Origin of the sequence: Moorena sp. SIO1G6 (assembly GCF_010672795.1) — a bacterium.
In the GTDB taxonomy this organism is placed as follows: Bacteria; Cyanobacteriota; Cyanobacteriia; order Cyanobacteriales; family Coleofasciculaceae; genus Moorena; species Moorena producens.
The window spans coordinates 42,497-58,722 of record NZ_JAAHFZ010000003.1; the positions used below are offsets into that span (position 1 = coordinate 42,497).

12 protein-coding genes are annotated in these 16,226 nt (G+C 44.8%); 8 read left to right on the top strand and 4 right to left on the bottom strand.

What is annotated here, in order from left to right:
* Positions 1-364: 364 nt before the first annotated feature.
* Positions 365-5,707 (top strand): CHAT domain-containing protein, encoded by a 5,343-nt coding sequence (locus tag F6K63_RS04490; RefSeq protein WP_287310997.1) that lies wholly within the window; start codon positions 365-367, stop codon positions 5,705-5,707.
* Between the two features lie 2 nt (positions 5,708-5,709).
* Here the strand turns inward: F6K63_RS04490 and F6K63_RS04495 are convergent, their stop codons facing one another.
* A complete protein-coding gene (locus F6K63_RS04495) occupies positions 5,710-5,967 on the bottom strand; it encodes a hypothetical protein (RefSeq protein WP_287310998.1) in 258 nt (85 codons plus the stop codon).
* Positions 5,968-6,009: 42 nt separating this feature from the next.
* Here F6K63_RS04495 and F6K63_RS04500 point away from each other — a divergent pair, with 42 nt between their 5' ends.
* Positions 6,010-6,201: a hypothetical protein gene (locus F6K63_RS04500; RefSeq protein WP_287311000.1), complete on the top strand. Its 192-nt coding sequence runs from the start codon at positions 6,010-6,012 to the stop codon at positions 6,199-6,201.
* On the opposite strand, the gene F6K63_RS04505 is transcribed toward F6K63_RS04500, so the two are convergent.
* Complete coding sequence (locus F6K63_RS04505) at positions 6,173-6,736, bottom strand: PEP-CTERM sorting domain-containing protein (RefSeq protein WP_071105146.1); 564 nt, start codon at positions 6,734-6,736, stop codon at positions 6,173-6,175. The genes F6K63_RS04500 and F6K63_RS04505 overlap by 29 nt on opposite strands.
* Before the next feature lie 778 nt (positions 6,737-7,514).
* Between F6K63_RS04505 and F6K63_RS04510 the strand changes: the two genes are divergently transcribed.
* Together F6K63_RS04510 and F6K63_RS04515 are read left to right on the top strand one after the other, a co-directional pair.
* Complete coding sequence (locus F6K63_RS04510; protein WP_287311003.1) at positions 7,515-8,837, top strand: class I SAM-dependent methyltransferase; 1,323 nt, start codon at positions 7,515-7,517, stop codon at positions 8,835-8,837.
* 217 nt (positions 8,838-9,054) lie between these two features.
* Positions 9,055-9,252, top strand: coding sequence for a hypothetical protein (locus F6K63_RS04515; RefSeq protein WP_287311005.1), 198 nt, complete (start codon positions 9,055-9,057; stop codon positions 9,250-9,252).
* Here F6K63_RS04515 and F6K63_RS04520 read toward each other — a convergent pair.
* Positions 9,216-10,043 carry a Uma2 family endonuclease gene (locus F6K63_RS04520; RefSeq protein WP_287311007.1) on the bottom strand — a complete coding sequence of 276 codons (828 nt, stop codon included), beginning with the start codon at positions 10,041-10,043 and terminating at the stop codon, positions 9,216-9,218. The two genes, F6K63_RS04515 and F6K63_RS04520, sit on opposite strands and share 37 nt — an antisense overlap.
* 12 nt (positions 10,044-10,055) lie before the next feature.
* On the opposite strand from F6K63_RS04520, the gene F6K63_RS04525 reads away from it, so the two are divergent.
* From F6K63_RS04525 to F6K63_RS04535, 3 genes are all read left to right on the top strand, one after another.
* Positions 10,056-10,196: a hypothetical protein gene (locus F6K63_RS04525; RefSeq protein ID WP_287311008.1), complete on the top strand. Its 141-nt coding sequence runs from the start codon at positions 10,056-10,058 to the stop codon at positions 10,194-10,196.
* A gap of 445 nt (positions 10,197-10,641) precedes the next feature.
* Complete coding sequence (locus F6K63_RS04530) at positions 10,642-11,214, top strand: type IV pilin-like G/H family protein (protein WP_287311010.1); 573 nt, start codon at positions 10,642-10,644, stop codon at positions 11,212-11,214.
* 191 nt (positions 11,215-11,405) lie between these two features.
* Complete coding sequence (locus F6K63_RS04535; protein WP_287311012.1) at positions 11,406-14,195, top strand: O-linked N-acetylglucosamine transferase, SPINDLY family protein; 2,790 nt, start codon at positions 11,406-11,408, stop codon at positions 14,193-14,195.
* Positions 14,196-14,335: 140 nt separating this feature from the next.
* Here the strand turns inward: F6K63_RS04535 and F6K63_RS04540 are convergent, their stop codons facing one another.
* A complete protein-coding gene (locus tag F6K63_RS04540) occupies positions 14,336-14,467 on the bottom strand; it encodes a hypothetical protein (RefSeq protein ID WP_287311014.1) in 132 nt (43 codons plus the stop codon).
* A gap of 417 nt (positions 14,468-14,884) precedes the next feature.
* On the opposite strand from F6K63_RS04540, the gene iscB reads away from it, so the two are divergent.
* On the top strand, positions 14,885-16,219 hold the full coding sequence (gene iscB, locus F6K63_RS04545) for an RNA-guided endonuclease IscB (RefSeq protein ID WP_008190869.1): 1,335 nt from the start codon (positions 14,885-14,887) through the stop codon (positions 16,217-16,219).
* Positions 16,220-16,226 lie beyond the last annotated feature (7 nt).

Here is a 16,226-nt window from a genome sequence, read left to right on the forward strand (position 1 = left end):
TTAGAACATGACAAAAGTCTCAAACCCTTTGTAAGCGCAAGAGTTTGACTTCTGACTTCTGACTTCTGACTTCTGACTTCTGCTATAAACCAGGGAGGCGGATTTTTGTAACCAATTAATATTACAATTAATATTACAATTCAGCAATTAACTAAATTAGCAAGCAACTGAATAATTATGATGTGTGACTACATAGGTTGATCAATTCAAAATTATGCAGTTAAATTACCTAAGATAAAGAAATTAAATAGCGATTAAGTTAGGTAAGGGATTAAGTTAGGTAAGGGATTAAGTAGCGATTAAGTAAGTTATGATTAGTTTAGGTGATTGGTGTAAGTTATTGGTGTAGTGGGAGCATCGACTCGTGAAAGCTGTTGGGTGGCATAGTAACTGGTTGTGGAAACTTTTTTCTCTAGTTGGAGAAATTTATTTAGGTATAGCCATACTGTATCCCGTCCATGTCGCTAAGGCTGAATCTATTATACCAGCCACAGATGGTACGGGCACTAGTATTACAATTTATGGCAATGAGTTGACGGTTGACGGGGGTACAGTTTCCGGAGATAGCGCCAATTTATTCCATAGTTTTCAAGAATTTGGTCTGACGGCAGAACAGACAGTTACGTTTCTGTCTAATCCCCGAATTCGTAATATTTTGGGTCGGGTGATTGGGGGTAAGCCGTCAATTGTTGACGGGTTAATTCGAATAGCTGGAGGTAACTCAAATTTATTTTTAATGAATCCAGCCGGATGGGTGTTTGGTGCTAATGCTCGTCTGAATATCCCAGGTGATTTAACCGTAACAACAGCGAATCGGATTGGGTTTGGTCAAGACAATTGGTTCACTAGCTTTGGGTCAAATGACTATCAAACTTTAATCGGTAATCCCAAGACTTTGGCCTTTGACTCGACTCAACCAGGGAGTATTATTAATGCTGGGAATCTGGAACTACTAGAGGGTAATAATTTAAGCTTAATCGGCGGTAGTGTGATCAGTACTGGAAACGTAAGTGCTGCCAACGGAACGGTTACTCTGGCTGCTGTAGATGGTGCTAATTTAGTTAGGATTAGCCAACCAGGACACCTATTAAATATCGAAATTGAATTACCAACGGATGCTGATGGGGAACAGCTACCCTTTACACCTCAGGATTTACCAACCTTGTTGACCGGAGGAGTTGAAGAGTTACAGACACCGATTGTGGTGAAGCCAGATGGTAAAGTACAGCTCGCGGATTCTGATTTACCGATTGAGATGGGTGATGTGGTGGCTCGGGAGGTAAACGCTCAGACTGCTACACTATCAGCTGCTAATAATCTCACCTTAGTCGAAAGTCAGCTCTCTACCACTGGGGATTTGAATCTGTTGGCTGGCAATACAGTGCGATCGCATGATAGTCTAGCGCGCCCCTTTATTGCTGAAGCCCTCGGCAGTTTATCCATCCAGGGGAATCAAGCCATCGAGATTTCCACCTTCAATCATCAAGCTAGTGGTTTCTTCTCTGGTGGAAACATGGTACTGCGTTCCGCTAATCCAGTACAAGGCAGTAGTCGCTATCACACTGGCGCTAGTTTTCGGATCGAGCAGTTAGATGGCAGTCCAGGAAATTTGATTAGTCCTGATGATTCCATCATTTTCGCAAATGGTGATGTCAGTCTAGGAAACTATCAAGGCGCTTCCTTACATATTTTAGCAGGGGGTAGTGTTACCTTAGGCGAGATTGTGATTAATCCTAGTGATGAGCCTAATCCTAAAATTAGTCCAACCCACTCCGATCCCTTTCGCGGCTTACTCGCTAATGTCACTCTATCTGACCAAAGCAATTTGGTGATTGATGGTGCTAATCAGGCGACCTTAGATATTAGAGCTGGTATTGATTGGACACAACTAGGAGGAATTCCAGGAAACAACTCAGGTAATCTTGTTCCTGATTTTAGTAATACTGTTACCAGTAATGCCACCAGTGCCGATATCAAAGTTAGGGATATTACCGTAGCTCGGGATGGATTGGTCTCGATAACCAATCAGTATTCGCCTAATACTGCATTAACCACTGGTGCAATTCAAGTTGACACCATTAAGACCGGTGGTTTAAGTAATAGTAATCCTAATACTAATTCCCCACAAATCCTGATTGACTCTCGCAGCACTATCGAAGTCACTAACAATAATCGCTTAGATACTGCTAATAATACTGGTAGGGGAGGGGATATTACCCTAAATGCTGATGGCAATAGTCAATTATCCACCACTCAACCTACTATTCAAATTCCTAGTATTGATTCCTTTGGTGGGTCAGGGGCCGGTGATGTCACCGTAACTAGCAGAGGTGGTGATATCCAAATCAATAGTGGGGGTAGCGGTATCAATGCTGGATCGGAATCAGAAAATGGGGGAGCGATCGCAATTACAGCTACTAACGGTAACATTACTATCAAAAATCCCATCAATAGCCCCAGCACTCTAGTCATTGATACCGATGGTCAAGTCAGTCTCGGCAATCCGGAGCAACCCTTACAAGTCAGTAACATTAAAAATGTTTTGATTACCGCTGGCGGGATTGAACTGATTTCCCAGCTGATGGCTGAAAGCATCACTATTCAACCAAAAGAGCTTAATACTACCGTGGGGATAGGGGAAGACGCTGGTGCCACCTTCCAAATCACAACAGCGGATTTGATCAATAACCTCGATCTAGGAACCTCCGGTACCTTAACCATTGGAAATCCTGAATTGACCGGTGATGTAAGAATCCGCAACTTTGACCTGAGTCAGGAAAACCTCAATGTTATAGTCAGAGGCCGGGATATTCACTTTGTTAGCAGTGACAGCAATCCTGTTGTCCAACTCGCTAATAATCAGACAGCTCAATTTATCTCTGCTGGTACCATCTTTGATAGTTCAGGCACTGAAGTAAAAATTGATGGGCCACAAGGGGCAGTCCTATTCGATGCTGAAAATGGATTTAGCTACGCCGATGCTAATGGTATAGATGTTCAAGCTCAGAATGTTGCTGCTATTACCCGCAACCGTGGCGATATTATCCTTAACCTCCAACATCCCAATGCTGTGATTACTACCGTGGCTGGTGTGAATGGGATTAGCGCTGCTAATAATGGCAACATTAGTCTGGGACAGGATATACCTGGTACTATCATTATTGATCAACCCATCCTTGCTCAGGGTTCAGGGACTATTTCAATTGGGGAATTCAACACTAGTCAAATCAATCTCAACAGCAGTGTGACATCTGGCAGTGGTAACATTAGCTTCCTCAAACCCCTGAATCTTGATAACACTAGCGCTAACATCACCAGCACTACCGGTAACATCACTTTTGATGGCACTGTTAACGGTAATCAAGACCTGAGTGTTAATGCTGGGACTGGCACCATTCAGTTTAATCAGGCAGTGGGAGGTACCATTCCCCTAGGAGATATTACCCTAACTGCTGATGAAATTAACTTTAACGACATAGTTCAAGGGAATGCCACCATTACGTTACAACCATTCACGTCTGATCAAGCGATCGCAATTGGTGGCAATCACAGGAGCAAAACTAGTAGTTTAGCGCTAACTGGCCAAGAAATCAACCTCCTGCAAGATGGCTTTACTGCTATCACTATCGGTAATCCTAACAGTAGCGCTAACATTACCATTGCTGAGACTGGGGTCACTTTCCAAGACCCAGTAACCATTCAAGCCCCAGCCGGATCAGGTGCCATCATCGGCAATGGCACAATTCAAGGCATAGACGATGCTTCCATTACTCTAGAGGCCAATCAAAGTATTGTAGTTGAGAACATTATCACCAATGGCTCCGATATCAACCTTACCGCTAGGAATGGAGAGGTATTCACAGACAACCTAAACACTTCTGGTATTAGTGGTGGTAATCTTGTTATCGATGCCTCCACTACCATTAAGACTGGCTTAATTAATACTAGCGGTAGTCTTGGTGATGGCGGAAATGTGATTATCGACCCGATTGGGGATGTGGAAGTCAGGGCGATTAATGCTCAAGGGGGAGAAAACGGTAGTGGTGGTAATGTTGATATTACCGCTGGTCGATTTTTCCGAGCTACCGATACCTTTAGCGATCGCAATCAGACCACAGCTAGTATTTCCACTAGCGGCGGAGTGGCAGGAGGGTCAGTCATCATCCGACATAATGGCGGAGCTCGTTCCATACCCTTTACCGTAGGGGATGCTACCCTCAATGGTACCGCTGCAGCCATTACCACTGGCATCGACAATTCGATTTTGCCAACGCAACGGTTTCTGGAGTCCTATACTCAGGGTAATTTTCCCAGTCAGATTCAACTGATTACTCAGTCATCTCCTAATACTAGTAATAATACTAGTAATACTGAAGTAACCAATAGTGAGCCAGATTTACCTGAGTTACCACCGGAAATCCTGCCACCAGTGATGATAGAAGAAACTGAAGCATTGTCCAAGGAAATGCTAGTCTATCAACTAGAGGATTATTTTACCGGTCAAGCCACCGGTCAAGCCACCGGTCAAGCCAACGGTCAAGTTGAGTCATCTATTCCTGAGATTAAAACAGCCAAAGACATTCAAACAGAACTCAAGCAAATTGAACAAGTTACCGATGCTAGACCGGCACTGATCTATGTCTTTTTTCGGAATTCTGGAAATTTACCAGGACTAGACGTTGTCTTGAAAACCGAATTCCTCAACATCAATCCTAATGTAATTGTAGAGCCCAAGCCTAATGCTCCGTTAGAACTAGTATTGGTAACTAGCCAAGGCAAAATGATCTACAAACGGATTGCTAATACCAGCCGGGAGCAAGTGTTAGCCTTAGCTCAATCATTCCGCGATAGTGTAGCATCTCCTAGAGCAGGGGTGTTTCGACCAGAAGACCTAGCCAAATCCCAACAACTCTATCAATTACTGATTAAACCCCTCCAGAAGACATTAGATCAACAAAACATCAATAACTTGGTGTTTGTTATGGATAAAAGCTTGCAGTCTCTCCCCTTAGCAGCCCTCCATGATGGCGAAAGCTTTATTGTCGAAAAATACAGTGTTGGTTTAGTGCCTAGTTTGAGCTTGACCGATACCAACTATACCGATGTCAGAAAAGCCCCAGTGCTGGCTATGGGCACGGAAAAATTTGACCAGCATCGAGACTTACCCTATGTTCCCAAACTAATCGAGCATTTAGTCAATACCTGGTCAGCTAAAGCCCTAGAAAACGACAACTTTACCTTAGCTAATCTCCAGCATGAAATTAACCATAAATCCTTTAACATCCTTCATTTAGGAACCCATGGTAAATTTCGGTCTAATGCTAATGATTCCTACATTCAGTTCGGGAAAAAACGATTAGGATTAGGAAAAATGAAAACCTTGGGATTAGAGCAACCACCGGTCAACTTATTAGTCTTAAGTGCTTGTGATACAGCCCTTGGCAATCAACAGTATGAATTAGGATTTGCTGGATTTGCCTATCAAGCCAAAGTGCAATCGGTTTTAGCAAGTTTGTTAGCAGTGCCTCAAAATGGAACGTTTAAACTTCTGAAATCTTTTTATGACCATTTAAAAGTAGTCCCTATAAAAGCAGAAGCCTTAAGGTTAGCCCAAGTAGAGATGCTTAAGGATAATACTAACACTAATAATAATTTATCCCATCCTTACTATTGGGCATGGTTTACTATTGTGGGGAATCCTTGGTAGTTTTAAAAGGGAACAGGGAACAGGGAGCAGGGAGCAGGGAGTAGGGAGTAGGGAGTAGGGAATCGGGAGTCGGGAACAGGGAACAGGGAACAGGGAACAGGGAACAGGGAACAGGGAACAGGGAGTGGTGTAGGGTGCGTTAAGGACCGGCTCGCCCTGATTTTATCTGTGATCAGGGTATATATAGCCGGTTCCGTAACGCACCACCGGGTCAAACAGCAAAGAATATCTAAACGTAGCACCTCAAGTAGCGTGACCATTCGCGTAGCGTGGCCTAAAGGCCAAGGTCAATCGCTTTTAGCGTGGCCTACGGCCAATCGCGTAGCGTGACCATTCGCGTAGCGTGGCCTAAAGGCCAAGGTCAATCGCTTTTATCTTCCCTATCTCCCTATCTCCCTATCTCCCTACTCCCGATTCCCTACTCCCTACTCCCTACTCCCTACTCCCTACTCCCCGAGCTCAACCCTAAAGCTTCTTCTTCAGAGCTGACGTAGCAGTTAATGCACCAACAGCTAATATACCGAATACAGTGGTTGGTTCAGGAACGGTAGCTGGGGCTCCGTCATAAAACACTGTAATGTCAAACATCACATTTTGTTCAGCTTCTCGAAAAGCAAGAACTGCCTCACCAGGAGCAACACTCCCTGAGGTTAGCAACAGTTTTTTCATATCCTTAGAAAAGATGAGTTCGCTGAAAATATCAGAAATACTTTCCTTACTCCAGGCTGCATCTTCTTCGCCAGGAATTGTGTAGAGGATACTGGTTAAGGTCTTGTCGATGTTATTTCCAATTACCACTCTACGCCCTAGATCTGTGGTAATGGAATCCCCAGTTTCACAAAAAGGAGGACAAAGCTGGGCAGTAGGCTCCTCACCAACGGGGGGCTTAACAACTACATTTTTAACTAGTGTAACTGCCTGGGCCACACTAGGCATTACCACAGTCATCAATGCTGCTGATGCTGTAGCCATAGCTAATTTTTGAGCCATCCCTTTGGTAACCGCTAATGATGATGATAATTCAGTCATCTAAATCCCTGATTATTTTACCTAGGTCATAATACCCAACAATCTGGACATTATTTATAAATCTTTGGTAAACTTATTATGAAGCTGATCTTCAAGATTGTGAAGGCTTTTATTCAGGTTATAAGGTAAGCAGTTAGCCGTCAGCTGCCAGCCGTCAGCCGTCAGCCGTCAGCCGTCAGCTATGAGCCTAATGCTTAACATAAACCTCGAATTTATGTAACTCAGATTAAACAAATGCTTACCTATTTTGTTCAAAAGCTGAAAGCTAAGCATATGCGCTACTTGAGGTGCTGCTTGAGGTGCCGTCAGCCGTCAGCCGTCAGCCATCAGCTAAAAGCTCACGCTACTTGAGGTGCTATCAGCCTAATGCTTAACATAAACCTCGAATTTATGTAACTCAGATTAAACAAATCTTTACCTGTTTTCTTCAAAAACTAAAAGGTAAGCATATGCTGTTCGCGTAGCCTGTGCGTAGCACATAAGCTGAAAACTGAAAGCTGAAAGCTCAAAGCTGAAAGCTGAAAACTGAAAAATGAAAACTGAAAGCTGATAGCTCAAAGCTGAAAAATGAAAAATGAAAAATGAAAAATGAAAGCTGATAGCTCAAAGCTCAAAACTGAAAGCTGATATGATAGCTGATAGATAAAAACTGATAGCTGATAGATAAAAACTGAAAACTGAAAGCTGATAGCTGATAGCTGATAGCTGATATCTCCCTACTCCCTACTCCCTACTCCCTATTCCCTGTTCCCTATTCCCTGTTCCCTATTCCCTACTTATGGATACAAACGCCTCTGAATTACAAGAAAAAATTCGTCAACAATTTGATTTTGGACCCTATCCCAGAATTCCCATCGACCGCTCCCCGAAAAAGCAGCTAAGCTTACTTTATTTTCATAATATTGTTACTCCCTATTATTTAAGAAATCACCAAGTTATTAATCCAGACCAGAAAGTCATATTAGATGCTGGCTGTGGCACGGGATACAAATCATTAATTTTAGCAGAAGCGAATCCCGGAGCAAAAATTATTGGGATTGATATCTCGGAGCAGTCTCTGGATTTAGCCCGTAAACGATTAAGCTATTATGGGTTTGAAGAGGCAGAATTTCATCAGCTCTCCCTTTATGACTTACCTAGCACCGGGTGGGAATTTGATTATATCAATTGCGACGAGCTACTGTATTTATTTCCTGAGCTAGCCGTTGCCCTGAAAGCGATGAAAGCGGTTTTGAAGCCTCAGGGAATTATTCGCAGCAATCTACACAGTAAGCATCAACGCTCGCTCTATTTTCGGGCTCAAGAAGTATTCCAACTTATGGGTTTAACTGATCACAATCCCGAGGATATGGAAATTGAAATTGCTATAGAGACTATGAAAGCATTAAAGAATACTGTTGATATCAAAGCCAGAACTTGGAAGAGTAAATATGAGGAAGAAGAGGGTAAACATACAATGTTAATGAACTATCTCCTCCAAGGGGATAAAGGCTACACTATGTCTGATTTATTCGCTGGCTTAAGAGAGGCTAATCTAGAATTTATCAATATGGTCAATTGGCGAGAATGGGATTTAATGAGTCTATTCAAAGAACCAGACAATTTGCCAGTGTTTCTAGCCATGAGCTTGCCGGATATATCTGTGGAAGAGCGACTGCATTTGTTTGAGCTATTACATCCTGTTCATCGGCTCCTAGATTTCTGGTGTGGACACCCCGAGCAAGGCCAATCCTTTACCCCAGTTTCCGAGTGGACAATCTCCGATTGGCAGAAGGCTAAAGTACATCTCCATCCTCAGCTGAATATACCAGACGTGAAACAAGACATTCTCAAAGCCATTACTGAATTACAGCCCTTTGAAATTAGTAGGTATCTGCCAGTGAGTGGAGTGCAATCTCTGGTAGACAGTGCCGTTGCCTCTTGTTTATTACCCCTATTTGATGCTCCTCAGTCGATGCCATCTTTAGTAGAGCGATGGCAAAGATTGCGCCCAGTGGATCCCGTAACCCTTGAGCCGATAGCTGAGCAGAAGGCGTTTGATACGGTGAAAGAGGCATTGATGGGATTGGAGAATTATGGGTATGTGTTGGTTGAAGGTTAGGAGGTTGGTAGGTTAGGAGGTTGAAGGTTGGCAGGTTGGTAGGTTGAAGGTTAGTTGGTTGAAGGTTGAAGGTTAAAGGTTAAAGGTTGGTAGCCGTAGGGTGCGTTAGGGACCGGCTCGCCCGGATTTTTGGCCTTGAGCGCCAGGGTTGAGACAGCCGGTCCCGTAACGCACCAGGAGCAGCCATCAGTGCGATCGCGAAGCAGCAGCTTGTAGGGTGGGCAAAAACACCACGGTGCTTTGGAGAAGTTCTAGATCATCGAAATTTTGCCCACCACTACTGGTTCATGTGAGGTTTGCGATCGCGTTTGGCCGTAGCTCCCAATTCCCAATTCCCGATTCCCGATTCCCGATTCCCGATTCCCGATTCCCGATTCCCTACTCCAAAAGTCCCGGATCAATTCCTAATTCCTGAAGTTGTTCCGGACTGAGGGCCTTCAATTGTGCTACCAACTGTTGCCGCTTTTGTTGCTCCTGCTGGGCTTGATCCTCAGCGTAGGCTGCCCGCTCCTCAGCGTAGGCTGCCCGCTCCTGGCCAGTGAGTAGTAAATTTCCCTCTCGATCCCACCATCGCAACCAAGGTTGTTCGGCTAAACCGAGATAGGTGCCTTGCCACACCCCTAGTTCTACATTCATGCGATTAATGGGATAGTGGTTGCGCTCGTTGGGACTCAGGCGCTCGTAGCTGCCATCTTCCCAGTGGTAAACTTCCAACTCCCCGGTATTGATCATAAAGATGCCGTAATAGGGAATGCGGATAATTTTTTCGTATACCCAGAATTTCCCTGGTTTTTGAACAGTACCATCTACGGCTTGTAAGGGTGTCCGATCCCGTTCTTCCGCACCTGTACCCGATGCAAACTCTAGGACAATCAGAGGTGTAATATATTCCCGCCAAAGAACATAAGAGCGTCTAATCTGGCCATCAAGTCGGGGCGGCACATCAGGCACATAAAACCAATCCGGGGCTTCTGCACCTTTTTCCGGGGGGTTAGTCTCTCGCCAGTAAATCCCACAATCTTGACCGATGGCATAGCGATTGTCCGGGTGAAGCTCTTGCAACACTGGCTCGATGGAGTCAGTCAAAAGAATGCTTTGGGGATGTTCCTGAAAATTTTTCACAAAGGTTCCATCAGATTCCGGCAGTTGGGTATGGTCTGGAAACGGGCGCAGTTGTTCGTCGATGGTGGTGTTGGACTCAACCATAGGTCGAAGGTGTTGACAATTGACCAAACTTGTGTTGTTAGCTATCAGCCATCAGCTATCAGCTGTCAGCGATCGCATATGTCGAAATTAATGGGATTGACCTTGGCCAAAAGGCCACGCTACGCGAATGGTCACGCTTCGCGATCGCATTAATCTAGCAGGCAGTGGTGGGCAGTGTGTAGTTTGACTATGGCTTTGTGATCTGATCTGTCTGACACACTGCCCACCCTACATCTATTCTATTCCCTCCCTACTCCCTACTCCCTACTCCCCACACCCCACACCCCACACCCCACACCCCACACCCCACTCCCGACTCCCTAAAATTTTTTTTCCCCTAGATGATATGAAAATCAAAACAAGTGGGTAAGTTAAGTCTAGAAGAAAACAATTGGTAAGCATTCAGCTATCAGCTTTCAGCTATCAGCTTTCAGCTTTCAGCTATCAGCTATCAGCTATCAGCTATCAGCTATCAGCTTTCAGCCATTGGCCGTAGGCCAGGCTAAGGGAACAGCTTTTGAATAAAAAAAGCTGACCACTGACCGCTGACCACTGACTGCTTACAACAAATCAGCATCCCACATCTGTATAAAGACTTATGAAAACTGATCTAAAAGTTAAACTGCTTAAGCACCTGAGCCAGAAAAAGCAAGACGAAGGTTTTACTCTAATCGAACTACTGGTTGTAATCATCATTATTGGAATTCTATCCGCCATTGCTCTGCCTTCTTTCTTGAACCAAGCTAATAAAGCCAAGCAGTCGGAAGCTAAAACTTATGTCGGTTCCATGAATAGAGCTCAGCAAGCTTACTACCTGGAAAATGATAAATTTGTAACTGTGGATACTGATTTTGGTGAGTTAGGTCTTGGCATTGCCACAGAGACTGATCACTACTTGTATGGGCTAAGAAGCGACGATGAGGAAAGCAACGTCTCTAACTATGCAGACCCAAATAAGGATGGAGACATTGATACAGAGTCTGCGCTTAAGGCATATTATGGCATCACAAGCGTAGGTGAGACAGAGACCAGTGAGACAACCACGTTGGCTGTATTGTGTGAAGCAAGAAAAGTTAGTCGGTTTCAAGGTCAAGTGGGATCCCAGGGGGATATCAATGTTGATGCGAAGGGTGTTCCTAGCTGCCCGGAAGCCGACTGGAAACCGTTATAAGGTGATTAATATTTAGGTAAAACCTTGGTGACGACAGTTTGAATCACCAAAAATTAGATATTTAGTTAGAGTGGGTAGACGGTTCTACCTACTTTTTTTTATGGAAATACTTCAGTGGACAATTACCCTAATCAGGTTTTCAATAGTATTATAAAATGGGGTGATATCTTTGATTTAATTAGCACAAAAGTATGACTAACTGGCAGCAACAAGCGGAGCACTATCTAGTTCAGGGGGACTACAGTAAAGCCGCAAGCTTATACGAACAGGCTATTGAAGCAGAACCTGATGTGATTGCCTACTACTGGCATTTAGGGTTACTGTTCCTCTTGCAGGGTCAAGAAACCGAAGCCCAAACCACTTGGCTGCTGGTGATGGCGGAGGCGGAGTCAGAGCAATTAGAGACTTGGACCGAGGAACTGCTCCAGGTGTTGCAAACCGAAGCTGAGCGCAGGCAGAAGTTAGCCGATTATGCCCTAGCCTGGGCAATCCGCCAGCATATGCGGGAAATTTGCCCCACGGATCTGACTAATCTCTTGGAAATTATTGCCCTAAGCATCAAGCTAGAAACCTTTAGGGGTGATGACTTGACGGAGCTGGGGGTGATTGAACTGCTACAAACCCAGCCAAGAATAGAATGCAATCAGCAATTATTACCAGAGGTTTTGGGGCAGATACTAGAAGCCGAACCATTGCATCCAACCTCCCTAGAATTTACCGAAGCTTGCTTAGCTTACCTGCCCAATCCTGAGGTTTGGTTCTGGCCGTTACTGTCAGCCTGTATGAAAATTGGTCATACCTTAAAGCAACCGACCATCGCTGCTGGTTTTCTGGAACGTTATCGCTCCTTAGATCTTCATAATCCTCAGAATATAGAAATATTACGACATCTCGCTACCTTTTATCAAAATGCTCGTAATTATGACCAGGGCATAGAAACCGCTAAGTTGTGCTATTCCTTATCGGAATCTTTACCAGACAAAATATCGGGAATTAACCTGGTACTGCGGGGGATCATGAATGCCGGGGGCTATTGGCCGGAAGTTACTGGGGCTTGCCAGACCCTAGAATCACTGCTGGTTTCACTAATTAAGGAACAACCAGCTAACTTGTCTGATGTTGAGACTCTACGTCTGCTTACCCCATTCTTTTCTTTGGCTCATGTTCAGGACCAGCCTAGCCATTTCAGACCAATTTTGAATCAAATGGCTGAGGTGTTCCAGAGGAATATTCGGGGGTATACGAAGGAAAGAGCGGAGTGGTATGGATCCCCCCTAACCCCCCTTAATAAGGGGGGAATTGAGGATGGGGCAATTGAGTTAAAGTCCCCCAGAATTGGGGGATTTAGGGGGCTTGCACCTGAAGGTAGTGAGGTCAATTCATCGGAAAATCCCTGTAATAGGGAGCAGGGATCCCCCCTAACCCCCCTTAATAACGGGGGAATTGAAGATGGGGCAATTGAGTTAAAGTCCCCCAGAATTGGGGGATTTAGGGGGCTTGCACCTGAAGGTAGTGAGGTCAATTCATCGGAAAATCCCTGTAATAGGGACCAGGGATCCCCCCTAACCCCCCTTAATAAGGGGGGAATTGAGGATGGGGCAATTGAGTTAAAGTCCCCCAGAATTGGGGGATTTAGGGGGCTTGCACCTGAAGGTAGTGAGGTCAATTCATCGGAAAATCCCTGTAATAGGGAGCAGGGATCCCCCCTAACCCCCCTTAATAAGGGGGGAATTGAGGATGGGGCAATTGAGTTAAAGTCCCCCAGAATTGGGGGATTTAGGGGGCTTGCACCTGAAGGTAGTGAGGTCAATTCATCGGAAAATCCCTGTAATAGGGAGCAGGGATCCCCCCTAACCCCCCTTAATAAGGGGGGAATTGAGGACGGAGGAAAAACTGCTAGACCCTTAAAAGTCGGATACCTGTGTCATTGCTTAAGACGGCATTCCGTGGGGTGGCTAGCTCGTTGGCTGTTTGAGCATCATGACCGGGAGCGGTTTCAACTTTATGGCTATTTCGTAGACTACAAGTTAGTAAACGATAACCTCCAAGAATGGTATGTCAATCAGGTAGACCATCCTCGCAAATTAGGGATTCATGTTCTAGAGGTGGCTGAGCAGATTTATCAGGATCAACTGGATATTTTAGTTGACCTTGATAGCATCACCTTGGATATCACCTGTGCAGTGATGGCTCTGAAACTGGCACCAGTACAAGTCACCTGGCTAGGGTGGGATGCTTCAGGATTACCTGCCATTGATTACGTGATTGCTGACCCCTACGTATTACCAGATTCCGCTCAGGCTTACTATTCCGAGAAAATCTGGTGCTTACCCCAAACCTATATTGCGGTGGATGGGTTTGAAGTGGGTGTACCGAGCTTACGTCGGGACCACCTGGATATTCCCAACGATGCCACCATTTATCTCAGTAGTCAGAAGGGATACAAGCGCAATCCCGATACCACAAGGCTGCAAATGAAAATTATCAAAGCGGTCCCCAATAGCTACTTTTTGATTAAAGGCAAATCTGACCAAGACTCGATCACACGGTTCTTTAACCAGATTGCGGAAGAAGAAGGGGTAGACTGCGATCGCCTCCGGTTTCTACCAGAAGTCCCTACGGAAGCCGTTCATCGTGCCAACTTAGGCATTGCGGATGTGGTCCTGGATACCTATCCCTACAATGGAGCCACTACTACCCTGGAAACCCTGTGGATGGGTATTCCCCTAGTCACCAGAGTGGGAGAACAGTTTGTTGCTCGCAACAGTTACACCATGATGATGAATGCCGGAATCACCGAAGGCATTGCCTGGACAGATGATCAGTATATCGAGTGGGGGATTCGCTTAGGCAAAGACCCAGCCCTGAGACAACAGATTTCCTGGAAACTGCGACAATCTCGACAAACTGCCCCCTTGTGGAATGGTAAGCAATTTACTAGGGAAATGGAAAAGGCTTATGAGGCAATGTTAGGGAGATAGGGAGCTGTCAGCTATCAGCTATCAGCTATCAGCTATCAGCTATCAGCTATCAGCTATCAGCTATCAGCTATCAGCTTAAGCGCTACGCGCACGCTACGCGAACAGCTATGAGTTTATGCACTACAGATGGTGCTTTTGAATCAAACAGGTAACCATTTGTTGAATCTGAGGAAAGTCCCAGCATCGTTCGCACAGCGTGGCCATTCGCGTAGCGTGGCCGTTCGCGTAGCGTGGCCAAAAGGCCAAAAGGCCAAGGCCAAAGCCTGTGCCACAAAGCAGACAACTGACCGCTTAATGCTGACTGCTGACTGCTGACCGCTGACCGGTGAAGGCTTAGGCGTAGAGCGATAACATTAGCCCTAAAGAATTTGGTACAAAAATTTTCAAAATATGTTATAATAATAAATTTTGTGTAATATACTGAAAATGTGGATGGAAAACGTCCGTCACGAACTCGCCGCTAATTCCTTCGGACTATAGCGGGAGATTGATTGCTCTGTCGTGACCAGACTAAGTTCTTAGAGAACTACGTTATTCAGCTCATGACACCTACAAATACGTGCCAGTTTGTAGCAACTGTCGTACAGCTTTAAACAGGCGTAACGAGTTAAACCAGTGAGTTGTACCTAACAAGGTTGAATAACATTGTCGAGGCTAACTCTACCCGTTTATCGGAGTGTTCGTGCGTAATGCGAGTTTTCGTTCTAGATCAAAACAAACAACCTCTAGATCCTTGTCATCCAGCGAGAGCTAGAGAACTACTTAAGAAAGGGAGGGCTAAAGTTTTCAAACGCTACCCATTCACTATCATCATGCCAGATCGGTCTATCGATGATTCTGTTACTCATTCACACAGAATTAAGATAGACCCCGGCTCAAAAACAACAGGTATTGCTATTGTTTGTGAGCAAACTGGACGGGTTACCAATGCTTTAGAAATCAACCATCGAGGTCAACAGATTAAGAAGGCTCTAGAATCTCGACGAGCATTAAGACGTGGTAGACGGAATCGCAAAACCCGATATCGTCAGCCAAGATTTCTAAACCGAACACGCCCTGACGGTTGGTTGCCACCATCATTAATGAGTCGAGTTTTCAATGTTGAGACTTGGGTTAGGCGGCTGATCAAGTTGTGTCCTATAACCGCAATATCTCAAGAATTAGTTCGATTTGATACTCAGAAAATGCAAAACCCAGAAGTATCAGGAGTTGAATATCAACACGGTGAGCTATTTGGATTTGAGGTAAAAGAGTATTTACTTACTAAGTGGGGACATAACTGCGTTTACTGTGGCGCTATTGATACTCCCTTAGAGGTTGAGCACATTATCCCCAAATCAAAAGGTGGTAGCAATCGAGTTAGTAATTTAACTCTTGCGTGCAGAAGCTGCAATCAGAAAAAAGGTAATGACTCGATCGAGAAATTCCTAAGAAAAAAGCCGGAAATACTCAAAAAGGTATTAGCTAAAGCCAAAAACCCTTTAAAAGATGCAGCAGCAGTTAACGCAACCCGATGGGAATTGTTCAGAAGACTAAAACTAACAGAGCTACCTATTGAGGTAGGTTCTGGCGGCTTGACTAAGTTCAACCGGAAAACTAGGGGTATTGAGAAAACCCATTGGACTGATGCTGCTTGTGTAGGTAAGTCTACCCCACAGATGTTATTACTAAGCGGAGTGAAACCACTAACGGTTACAGCCAAAGGTCATGGCGTTCGTCAGCGATGCCGTCCAGATAAGTACGGTTTTCCAAAGGCTCATGCACCTGCTGCTAAGTTTTTTAGAGGCTTTCAGACAGGGGATATTGTCAAAGCTGATATCAAGAAAGGGAAGTATGCTGGGCAATACACAGGGCGAATTGCTATTCGTTATCGTCCGAGTTTTGTGCTTTCGGCAAAGCCGTTCGCGAAGCGTGGCCTACGGCCTCCGCTACGCGAACAAACTTCTGCTCAGAAGATTGATGTACATCCAAAATATTTGCAAACAATCTTTAGGGCTGACGGCTATGAATACCAAGTTAATTAATGCGGAT